The organism is Chryseobacterium indologenes (assembly GCA_016025055.1).
GTDB classification, from domain to species: Bacteria; Bacteroidota; Bacteroidia; order Flavobacteriales; family Weeksellaceae; genus Chryseobacterium; species Chryseobacterium indologenes.
Genome location: CP065590.1, coordinates 521,782 through 533,837, shown reverse-complemented (window position 1 = coordinate 533,837; position 12,056 = coordinate 521,782). Strand labels below are relative to the sequence as shown.

Genomic DNA, 12,056 nt, shown 5'->3' with positions numbered 1-12,056 from the left:
GGGAGGCGAAAAAGATATAGCGGAAAGCGGGAAACAGCTCCTGAAAAATAAAAGCCGGACAATGATGCCGGCTTCCATATGACTGATCTCTTGAAAACTTATTTTTTATGTTGCAGCTGGCTGTAGATATTCTGAATCAAACCGTCTGCTACAGATATTTTCGGAACAAAGATTCTGTTGATATCCGCCCAGGACATGACGTTATTGAAAATACTCAACGCAGGTACCAAGACATCAGCCCTGTCTTCTCTGAGAGAGTATTTGGTCATCCTTTCTTCCACAGAAAGCTCATTAAAAACCTTGTATACTTTTTTAAGATGAGAAAGTGACATCGGTTTTCCGTCTTTGGTTTTGCTCATGGAGAATACTTTGTTGATATTTCCTCCTGAACCAATGGCCACGATCGGTTTTTTGCTGACAATATTATTTTTGATCTCATCTTTCATTTCTTTCCAGTTATCTAAAGTAACCAGATTATTCAGAAGACGGATGGTTCCGATGTTGAAAGATCTCTCGTATACCATTTTATTGTTTTCATAGAACGTAAGCTCTGTAGAACCTCCTCCCACATCAATATATAAATAGGCGAATTCTTTGTCGAGACCTTCTGCTATATGGTTTTCAAAAACCAAACTTGCTTCTTCGTCACCGGAGATGATCTCTATGTTGATTCCCGATGTATCTTTTACCTGCCTGATGATTTCATTTCCATTGGCTGCGTCACGCATGGCACTTGTAGCGCAGGCCCTGTAATGGTCTACTTTATAGATTTTCATCAGGTCACTAAAGATTTTCATAGAATCAATGACCATTTTCTCCCTTTCGTGACCGATTTTACCCATGGTGAAAACATCCATTCCCAACCTGAGAGGGATTCTCAGAAGGTTGAGCTTGATGAATTCAGGTTTTCTGTTATTTATTTTTACTTCATTGATAAGAAGTCGGGCTGCATTACTTCCTATGTCTATCGCTGCTATCTTCATTTTTTGTTGGTTTTAGCTTTTAAATATATATAGGTTTCAATTTGTGATCGGCATTCTTTTTTATCGTTTCTGATATATTCATTGCTCAGTTTTTTATCTAAAATTCTGGCTTTTACATTATCTCTGAGCTGAATGTCAAGAATGTCTTTTAATTCCTTTTTCAGGTTTTTATCAGTGATTTTAGCAGCTGCTTCAATCCTGTAATCAAGATTTCTGGTCATCCAGTCTGCCGAGGAAATATACAGATCCTCCGAACCTTTGTTATAGAAATACATCACCCTGGCATGTTCCAGATATTCGTCTACAATACTTATCGCTTTTATTTTTTCTTTAAATTCTTTCTGATTTACTGCGCAATAAATTCCCCTGACAATAAGTTTGATGGTGACGCCCACGGTGGCGGCATCATATAATTTTTCAATCAGTAGACGGTCGCTTAGAGAGTTTACTTTTACAATGATTTCAGCTTTTCTTCCGGCTTTGGCCTCCTCGATTTCCTTGTCGATATGGTGAACAATCTTTTCGCGCATAAACTGAGGGCAAACTAATAAATTTTTACATGTTTTCAAAACTGAAATGAAGTCATCTTTCGGTTTTTTTAATACATTGAATACTTTATTAATGTCTGCCATAATGCCACGGTCTGATGTCAGGAGCAAATGATCACCGTAGATTCTTGCTGTTTTTTCATTAAAATTTCCGGTACTTACAAACCCGTACTGAATGGTTTTGTTGTGAGCCCTCTTTTTGATAACGCATAATTTGGCATGTACCTTTTTATTCGGGAGCCCTACAAGTACGGTGATTCCTTCCGGTTCCAACATGTCTTTCCATTCCAGGTTGGATTCCTCATCAAATCTTGCCTGAAGTTCCAGCATTACCGTAACTTCTTTGCCGTTTCGGGCTGCATAGATCAGGGCATTGATGATCTTTGAGCTGCTTGCAAGACGATATGCGGTGATTTGTATTGACTTTACATCGGGATCCATTGCGGCCTCACGAAGAAGGTCAATGACCGGGTTATATTTGTGATAAGGGAACGTGAGCAGTACATCTTCTTTAAGAATCACATCCGTTACTCTTTCACCGTGCTCAAAAGCCTGATGAGTAAAGGAGGTTCTTTCCACGGGTCTTGCATAGGCTTCAAAAACATCAGGAAAATCCATGAAATGTTTGAAATTATGGATTTTTCCTCCCGGAATAATACTGTCTTTTTTGGTCAGGTTCAATTTTCGGATGAGAAGCTCCAGCAGGGCTTTATCCATATCTTTGTCAAAAACGAAACGCGTAGGTTTTCCTTTTCTTCTGTTTTTGAGTCCTTTTTCTATTTTTTCTGCGAAGTTGGTGCGGATATCATTATCCAGATCCAGTTCCGCATCTTTTGTTACTTTAAAAGCATTGGCTGCAAACTCATCATACCCGAAATAGGAAAAAATGTGAGGCAGGTTAAAGGTAATTACATCTTCAAGAAGCATGACATTTTTCTCTTCAGGATCTTCTGTTGGCAACAATACGAATCTTCCGACAAAACGAGAAGGAATTTCAATAATAGCATAATTACTGGAATATTGCCAGTCTTTTTTTCTCATGGCTACCCCCAGATAGAGACTTTTGTCCCTCAGGTAAGGCATGGGAGTGTTTTCATGAAGGAGAATAGGGATTACATTAGATTCCACGACTTCATCAAAGTAAGTTCTGACAAACTCTTTCTGTTTTGCGGTCAGATTTTTGGCGTTTTTAATGTAAACTTTATGTTCAGCCATTTCGGTCTGGATCTTTTTCCAGGTTTTGTCGAAATTAAGCTGTTGCCTCATGACCACTTCATTGATTCGTTGAAGGATTTTGGATGGAGGCTGATAAAAAGACTCAGCAATCACTTTTTCCTTAAAATCCATGGCACGCTTTAATCCGGCAACACGTACTCTGAAGAATTCATCGAGGTTGTTGGAGAAGATTCCGAGAAAACGTATTCTTAAATGCAAAGGAACTTTTTCATCCATAGCTTCCTGTAAAACTCTCTCATTAAAGGCAAGCCATGTAATATCTCTTGGATTAAAGTGTAAAGACATTCTTAAATGTATATATTTTATCAAAAATAAGAATTCGCAAAGTTTTTACCCCTATTTCTAAGGTTAAACTTTGATTAATTTTAGAGAGGATTGTGAATTATTCCTTTTTATGATAATGGTGTCTTTTTAAAGTGTCTGAATATCAATGTTTTTTTAATATATTTATTTGGAAAAAACGGACGGCCAGGGTGAGAAATTCTGATGTTTTATCTACCAGGCGTGAAACAGCATTTTCAGAAAACCAAAAAAAAAATTAATCATGAAAAAAATTATTACCGTGCTTCTTTTGCAGTTGTTTACCTGGAACTACAGCCAATATGTAGATATAATAGAAAAAGGGAAATTGGAGAATCTGACTCCCCGGGAATTTATGATTCCTTTAAAGAACGAAGCCAACTATAAGTCTTCATTTGTAGCACAGTACAAAGCTCATTACCCCAACACGTATCTTGGACATTTGTTTACAGCGATCGCTGATGAGGCGAAACGATCAGGAGCTAATGCCTATCATGTCGTAAGTTTTAAGGAAGCGGATAACCAAAATGACGCTGAACTGGTTTTGGATACTTATTATCTTGAGGATTCAGATATCAAACAACAGAGTCTTTGGGTTGAAAAAAACAATGTTTATATTATTGGAGAACCGGTTTTGAATACTGATAAAACTTCAAAATTTAAAGTAAACGGAGAAAAAAAAGAAGTGAGAGACAACACATTTATGAAAATCACTTTAAAAGAAAGTGAAGAAGTGAAGATTGTAAAAGGAGGGATCACGGGAATGGCTGTGTGGGTGAAATGGAAGCCGGAACAGTTTAGTAAATTTTATAGTTTTTCAGGCTTGGGTATAGACGGAGTTGGTTTTGGCACGAATGGAATGGGTATTGGTATCAATACGGGAAGGATATATCCGGTAGATCCTGATGTTGGATATTTTCTCATTCAGGTTTTAAAAGAAAGTAAATAACTCAGAGTGAAGATTGGCATATCCCTGTTCAAAAAAATGATGTTTTTGCCTGAATCTGATTTCAAAACCCCGGTATAAGCGGGGTTTTTATTTTTATTGTGTCATTTTGTCACAAAACTTTGAATGGTACAGATATTGAGAAATTGAGAGTGTAAATTAAATTAAAAATTAGAAAAAAATATAAAATATTATGAGTAAAATAATTGGAATTGACTTAGGAACAACCAACTCTTGTGTTGCTGTGATGGAGGGTAAAGACCCTGTTGTTATCCCGAATGCAGAAGGTAAAAGAACAACACCTTCGATTGTAGCTTTCACAGAAGATGGTGAAAGAAAAGTAGGTGATCCTGCAAAAAGACAGGCTGTAACGAATCCAACAAAGACTGTTTACTCTATCAAAAGATTTATTGGAACACACTTTAAAGATGATGCTTCAGAAATCGCAAGAGTACCTTATAAAGTGGTTTCCGGGCCAAACGATACTGTAAAAGTAAAAATTGACGATAGAGAATATACTCCACAGGAAATTTCTGCAATGACTCTTCAGAAAATGAAGAAAACTGCTGAAGATTATCTTGGACAAGAAGTAACAAGAGCGGTAATCACTGTTCCTGCTTATTTCAACGACGCACAAAGACAAGCTACAAAAGAAGCTGGTGAAATTGCTGGTCTTAAAGTAGAAAGAATTATCAACGAGCCTACAGCTGCAGCATTAGCTTACGGTCTTGATAAAAATCATAAAGATCAGAAAATCGCAGTATATGACCTTGGAGGTGGTACTTTCGATATCTCTATCCTTGACTTGGGAGACGGTGTATTCGAAGTATTGTCTACAAACGGTGATACTCACTTGGGAGGTGATGACTTTGATGATGTGATCATCAACTGGATGGCTGACGAATTCAAAGCTGAAGAAGGAGTAGATTTAAAAACTGATGCTATTGCTCTTCAAAGATTGAAAGAAGCAGCTGAAAAAGCTAAAATCGAATTGTCTTCTTCTCCACAGACTGAGATCAACTTACCCTATATTACAGCTACAGCTACAGGTCCTAAGCACTTAGTGAAGACTTTAACTAAAGCTAAATTCGAGCAATTATCTGCTGATCTTGTAAGAAGATCTATGGAGCCGGTTGCTAAAGCATTAAAAGATGCAGGTTTATCAACTTCTGATATTGACGAAGTAATCTTGGTAGGTGGTTCTACAAGAATCCCGATCATCCAGGAAGAAGTAGAAAAATTCTTCGGTAAAAAACCATCTAAAGGAGTTAACCCGGATGAGGTTGTAGCTATTGGTGCAGCTATCCAGGGAGGTGTATTAACAGGTGATGTGAAAGATGTATTACTTCTTGACGTTACTCCACTTTCTTTAGGTATTGAAACTATGGGTTCTGTATTCACAAAATTAATTGAAGCGAATACTACCATCCCAACTAAAAAATCTGAAGTATTCTCTACAGCTTCTGACAACCAGCCAGCTGTAAGCATCAGAGTAGGACAGGGAGAAAGATCTATGTTCAACGATAATAAAGAAATCGGTAGATTTGACCTTACAGATATTCCACCGGCACCAAGAGGAGTTCCTCAGATTGAAGTAACTTTCGATATTGATGCTAACGGTATCTTAAGTGTATCTGCTAAAGATAAAGGAACTGGTAAAGAGCAGTCTATCAAAATCCAGGCTTCTTCAGGTCTTTCTGACGAAGAAATCGAAAGAATGAAAAAAGAAGCTCAGGAAAACTCTGCAGCGGATGCCAAGAAAAAAGAAGAAGTTGAAATCTTCAATAAAGCAGACGGATTGATCTTCCAGACTGAAAAGCAATTGAAAGAATTCGGTGAAAAACTTTCTGCTGATAAAAAAGCAGCAATCGAAGCGGCTCACGGAGAATTGAAAACTGCTTTCGAAGCTAAAAATGTTGATGACGTAAAAGCTAAAACTGAAGCATTAGACGCAGCATGGATGGCAGCTTCTGAAGAATTATATGCAGCGGGTCAACAGCCGGGTGCTGATGCAGGAGCAGGACAAAATCCTGGAGGTAATGCAGGGGGTGCTGATGATGTACAGGATGCAGACTTCGAAGAAGTAAAATAATAAATAAGTGTAAGGAACACTTTAAGTATAAAGATAAGCCCCGCAGCAAACTTTGTTTGCTGCGGGGTTTTGTATTATAGAAGTTTCCGCTCAGAATAATTTTCATCCCTATCATCCGGTTTCCTCCTTTGAATATTTTATTATTTTATTCTTCATAGAGGGAATTGTATAGTTACTTTTATTTGTTTTAAGAAATAATAACTAAAATAATTCTATATTTCTTTTTTTATTTAGAATAATTATAATTAATTTTGCCGTTCTAAATATTCTAAGGGTGAAAGTATCGTTATTAGCTGGTGTTGTATTTTTTGCAACAGGAGGATTGTTGTCGGCTCAGACCGTTGAGCTCTTCCACAATGGCAAGCTTCAAAAAGTAGAACTTATTAATGGTGGAGTGAAGGAGTGCCAAGAATTTTCTAAAAATGATCATTCTATAGTTCTGAGAGGAAAATGTCAATTGACCTTTCGTAATGATCATAATCAGGAAGAAACCATTACACTGAAGGACGGTGATGAATTGCGACTTAAAATACTTTCTCCCAAAAGTTCTTCCCGGGAAAAATCAGAAATCAGAATTGAAAGCGTACAGCTTACGGCAAGAAAAAAGCAATTTTCTGAAATTGTTATTCAGCAGGAAGCCCTCCAGAATCTTCAGTCGTTTTCTATTGGTGATGTGCTTCAGCAACTTCCGGGTCAATATGTACAACAATTTGATAATACCCAGTTTAAAAATATTGTATTCAGAACAGCCAGCGGTTCTTCTGTAACCAGTTCAGGAAGTATACCCGGAGGTGACGATTTTGGAAACAGAGCATTTGGAGTACAGTTGATGGTTAACGATATTGCTCTATCCAACAACGAAAATATGCAAAGCTATGACTCTGCGAACAGCTCCGCGTTTGGATTAAGTTTTAATACTTCAACGAACGGAGGTAACTTAATGCCCGGACAGCCCAACTACGGTGTGGATCTCAGAGAAATTCCTACAGATAATATTGAAAGCATTGAGGTGATACAAGGTGTTCCTGATGCCAAATATGGCGATTTAACCTCAGGACTTATCAAAGTAATTACTACTGCAAAGTCTTCTCCACTCCGACTGAATGCCTCACTAAGAGAAGGAACTTACCAGATCGGCGTAACAAAAGGTTTTGGAATTAATAAAAACAATGCCCTTAATGTCTCTGCAGATTATATGAACTCGCTTTCAGATCCAAGAACAAGCCTGGTGGGATATGACAGAACTACTTTAAATCTTCTCTGGTCTTCCAACGGGAAAAGCGGTTTTAAAAATAAACTATCAGCAGCATTTTCTACCAATACAAGTAAAGGTAAACAGGATCCGGATGATATTAAAGGAGTTATTATCAATGTAGATAACAAAAGCTTTTCACTGGGGAATAATATGAGTTATTCCTTTGCGCGTAATGGCAGCAAGCCTTTTTCAGAATGATCAGCGGGGATGTGGGAATCAGTTATGCAACACAATTTACCGAAAGAAGGTACTGGATGAATCAGGGAGCTCGTCCTTATGGAAATGCTACAGGTAATCAGGTGTATTATGCTCCTTATACACCACCAAATTATGAAAATCAGGCATATGCAGACGGAAAACCACTTAATATTTATACGAATTTTAGCGTGGATGGAACCCGTTTAACCCAATCCAAGTGGTTGCATTCCTACAGTGTAGGTGTTAATTTCAGATATGGAAATAATTTAGGAAAAGGAAGGTATGGAACAGCAGGACAATTTAATACCATTCTGGCAGCCGGGCAAAGTTCAAATGGGATGAGGGATTATAATTATCGGGATAATGTATTTGCAAGCAAGCAGTATGCAGTTTATATTCAGGATAATGTTACCAAGGCATTTGCCAGCCGGCATATTTTCAGAGCTAATCTGGGACTTCGTTATGATCTTCAGAATTCTTTTTCAACTTTTTCGCCCAGGGTGAATACTTCTTATCAGATGGGAAATCTTTCCATAAGAGGAGGAGTAGGTTTAACCTCAAAAGCACCTTCCCTCAATCAGCTTTACACTGCTCCAAGATATTATGACCTTTTGCTGGGAGATTATCGTTTGCCCGGATATTATTCAGCAGCTATTATGCAGACGGTTGTTACACCGGGAGATAACTCGGACTTAAAGCCATCAAGAAGCTGGAAAACAGAAATAGGGATTGATTACAAGTTTCCATTTGCCACATTTAATCTTACCGGATACTACAACAGATTATTTGATGGTTTTACAACGATGAGTGTTCCTAAGATGATGGATAAGGCTAAAGTAAATATCAATATAACTGGAACGGAAGTACCTACTTTCGAGATCGTTGGAACTGAAAAATATAATTATCTCCAGAACAGAATTGTCAATGGCTTTACATCAGTAGATAAAGGGCTTGAGCTTATGGCCAGTTTCAAAAAGATAGAAGCACTCAATCTGGTCATAGGTTTTAATGCAAGTTATGTAGAAACTTCAGGTAAAAAGGATTCTGATATTTATACATTTCAGGATCCTAAAGTAAATGACCCTGTTTTTCAGTATGGAATATATAATGACACCAGAAATAAGTCATCCATGGCGAGAGCAAGTTTTAGCTTTGATTACCACTTGGCCGCTTCAGGATTGATCATAGGCCTTAGAACCGATCATTTCCTTTCAGACCGTAATTTTACGAATGCTAACGATATTTACCCGGTCGGATACATGGATCATGACGGAAAGATCACGATGATTGCAGAGGGGGAAAGAGATAATATCAAATATCAGAATATCTTCAGAAAACCTACTGCCGAAAAATTATCAGGTTTATATAATAAAACGCTACACAATGTTCACTTGAGAGTAACTAAGGATTTTTTAAGTGGCTTCAGGCTTTCCGTGTATGTGAGTAATGTTTTCAACTTGAAAGCATATGACGAAAAAGGATACGTCTACAGTAATTTTACCTCCACTTCTTTTGGGGGAAATATTTCATATCGATTTTAATAATATAAAAATGAATATAATGAAACGATTAATATTTTTGTTAATAATTCCGTTTTTTGCGCTTATAAGTTGCAGCAGAGATGATGATTTCGGAGGAAAGAATGAAATTAAACCAGTACCATTTACCGTAAATATTAAATATGATGCATCAAAATATCCTGCTGTTGCCAATAAAGGTGTTGCCAATGCAACCGTAACGATGGAAAATGCTGCTACCGGCGATAAAATTATAGGAAAGACAGATGCCAACGGAGATCTGAAACTGGATGCAGTATTACCGGGAAACTATAGTATCAGGGCTGAACTGCAATTGAAGAAAAGTGAATATGAAACAGAGGTTGGAGAACAGACAAGCTATCAAATTGTACACTTCGGAGGGTTTCAGGAGAAAGTAACGGTTAATGCCAATATTTCCGCTGCTTTAGTAAGAATTTCCAGTGGAAACCTTGGGGATCTGGTTATCAAACAATACTATTATGCAGGGTCAAATGCCAAAACCGGAGCCAGTTTCAGGGATCAGTTTATTGAAATTCATAACAACTCTGACCAGATTATATATGCGGATGGCTTATATGTAGTGTTACTGGAAGGAAATATTAATAATAATGTAACGAATTATACTTTGCCTAATGGTCAGTTTGACTGGAGCTTGACTGCAGGAGGTGGCTCTTCAGCCAATACGGATTATGTATATGCCAATACATTTATTAAAATACCCGGTGCAGGATCTCAATATCCGATTTTACCAGGGAAAAGCATTGTCATTGCACAAACAGCAGTGAACCATAAAGCCCCATATGATGATATTAACGGGAAATCCGTTGCCATACAAAACCCTGACGAAACAGTTGATCTCAGTCAGGCTGATTTTGAAACTTATCTGGGAGATTACAACATAAGTATAGGTAAAAAGCCTTATGCATGGGATATTCAGAATATTTTGGTTCCGGATATGGCGATTACATATTGGGGAAGCGCTTCTAATGATTTGTTGCTTAATCTTAATTCCATGTTGGGAATCGGGATTGTAAGAGCTTCTGATGCTGAAGTTGCCAGCTGGAGGAAAATAGCTAATCCTAAATCTCCCACCACAGGTTCTTTGACTTTACAAATTCCTAAAAAATACATTATTGATGGAGTGGATATCACAGATGATGAACAGAAAGCCCCTAAAGACTTCCCTTTTGATATCGATGCATCCAGAACATTTGTAGTCAATAAATTAGGGTTGGCAGCGGGCAATTATTCCGGACTTTCTGTGATCAGAAAAACAAAAGAAATTATTGATGGACGTGTTATTTTGCAGGATACTAATAACTCAGCCAATGATTTTGTAACGATTAAAGCAAACCCTAGAGGATATGCGCAATAAGAAAGAAGCAACGATACAAGTTTTTCAATACCTGATGGTGGGATTGGCTGTGTTTGGCAGTCAGTTCCTTTATGCACAGACATCACATTTGGACAGTATCAATATCAGTACGGTAGAGAAGAATATCAGGATAGACAATCCTTATCTTTCTTTTTTTAAACCACTGGATTTTTCACAAACTAGTTTTCAATTTTCCACACTAAAACAAAACTTTAAAAGAGTTCAATCTCCCGATAAAATAACAAGCTTTAATTTTAGATCTGAAGGAGTTTATAAACTGAATTCTAAAATTGCACTTTCTGGAAGATTAATGGCTGATAAAACAGCAGAAGATAATGTTCCTTATATCCTGAGTGATGAAAGGACTACCGATGCCTCATTTATATATAACCCTTCTTACTACTGGGCACCTCGTTCGGCCAGATGGCAGAAACAAAGTTATTTTATCAACGGACAGTTTGCTTATAATCCTGTAAAACCTGTTATCCTCCAGGTAGGAGCAGAAGGACGGTATGCCAAATCCTATCGGCAAAATGCTGACCCGAGACCTCAGGTAGATGACTATACCTATAAAGCTTTCGGAAAAGTGGGACTAAAATGGCATCAACATACTATTTTTGGTAAAATGAGTTATCTCAACCATTATAAAAACATTAATATTATGTTTGTGAATGCTAATTTGCATGTACCTGCCAATGACAGTATTTATATACGATATAATGAAGGGTACGGAAATCAGTATATCGGTAATACACAATATAAATACTCTGAATATAAAACAGCAGGATATATCTGGGGTGGTGAATATGCTTTTAATAGTAATAATACTCATCTCTCAGTCGGATATGATTATAAAAATGTAGTCGAGCGTTTTTATCGGGGCTACGAATATCAGGATGCCAGTTATACTTATCATAAAGATTATACAAAATATTCAGGGTTAAAAACAGATTTGCATAGTTTCTATCTTAACTTTTTAGGAAACTATAATGGTAAAAAATGGGCCTCTTCGGTAACCTACATGGATCAGTTGGATACCAATTATAATTATCCTTTAGAATACAGAAGCTATCGACTGGAGCAACAAAATCTGAACTGGCAGAATAGCGTGATATGGTTTAATCATAAAAATGAGGCTTTTAAAATTCGATTAGATGCAACGTATGGAAAAAATCATGTGAAAGATATTTCTGTGGTTATGAATAGAAGACTTTCTTATGTTAATTATAGACTGGGAGCTGAAAAGGAATTTGTCCTGATGCCATCTCATAAATTGTCTGTGGGAATTACACAAACCCTTTATCTTCCGTTAGAAAAAGAATTCAATTATCAGCCTTATCAAAGTTCAAAAGAGAATATCTTTGTAACAAAGATTGCTCAACCCGATTTTGCATATGATGCAACATCTAAGTTAGGACTTGCTTTTAATGCCGGATATATATTTGACCACGGTAAAATCAGGTATGAATTATTTGGAAATTTCACACAAATCTGGATAATGAACAGTACTTATAAAAATGCAGTAGATTACAATGGAGCTGCCAATCAGATGGCCTCTGTAGGACTGAATGTTTATTACTAAAAA

Annotated in this window: 6 protein-coding genes and 1 pseudogene; 5 read left to right on the top strand and 2 right to left on the bottom strand. The window is 37.1% G+C overall.

What is annotated here, in order from left to right; genetic code table 11:
* Positions 1 to 98: 98 nt before the first annotated feature.
* Together H3Z85_02430 and ppk1 are read right to left on the bottom strand one after the other, a co-directional pair.
* Positions 99 to 983 carry an exopolyphosphatase gene (locus H3Z85_02430; protein ID QPQ52372.1) on the bottom strand — a complete coding sequence of 295 codons (885 nt, stop codon included), beginning with the start codon at positions 981 to 983 and terminating at the stop codon, positions 99 to 101.
* Positions 980 to 3,052, bottom strand: coding sequence for a polyphosphate kinase 1 (gene ppk1 / locus H3Z85_02425; protein ID QPQ52371.1), 2,073 nt, complete (start codon positions 3,050 to 3,052; stop codon positions 980 to 982). The genes H3Z85_02430 and ppk1 overlap by 4 nt, the downstream gene beginning before the upstream one ends.
* Before the next feature lie 259 nt (positions 3,053 to 3,311).
* Between ppk1 and H3Z85_02420 the strand changes: the two genes are divergently transcribed.
* The 5 genes and pseudogenes from H3Z85_02420 (at position 3,312) to H3Z85_02400 (ending at position 12,053) form a co-directional block, all read left to right on the top strand.
* Positions 3,312 to 4,016 (top strand): hypothetical protein, encoded by a 705-nt coding sequence (locus H3Z85_02420; GenBank protein ID QPQ52370.1) that lies wholly within the window; start codon positions 3,312 to 3,314, stop codon positions 4,014 to 4,016.
* Between the two features lie 190 nt (positions 4,017 to 4,206).
* A complete protein-coding gene (gene dnaK / locus H3Z85_02415; protein QPQ52369.1) occupies positions 4,207 to 6,105 on the top strand; it encodes a molecular chaperone DnaK in 1,899 nt (632 codons plus the stop codon).
* 322 nt (positions 6,106 to 6,427) lie between these two features.
* Positions 6,428 to 9,099 (top strand): annotated as a pseudogene (locus tag H3Z85_02410) (TonB-dependent receptor).
* A 19-nt stretch (positions 9,100 to 9,118) separates the two neighbouring features.
* Positions 9,119 to 10,471 (top strand): DUF4876 domain-containing protein, encoded by a 1,353-nt coding sequence (locus tag H3Z85_02405; GenBank protein QPQ52368.1) that lies wholly within the window; start codon positions 9,119 to 9,121, stop codon positions 10,469 to 10,471.
* Entirely contained in the window at positions 10,461 to 12,053 is a 1,593-nt protein-coding gene (locus H3Z85_02400) for a hypothetical protein (GenBank protein ID QPQ52367.1), read from the top strand. Before H3Z85_02405 ends, H3Z85_02400 begins: the two co-directional genes overlap by 11 nt.
* The last annotated feature ends 3 nt before the right edge of the window (positions 12,054 to 12,056 follow it).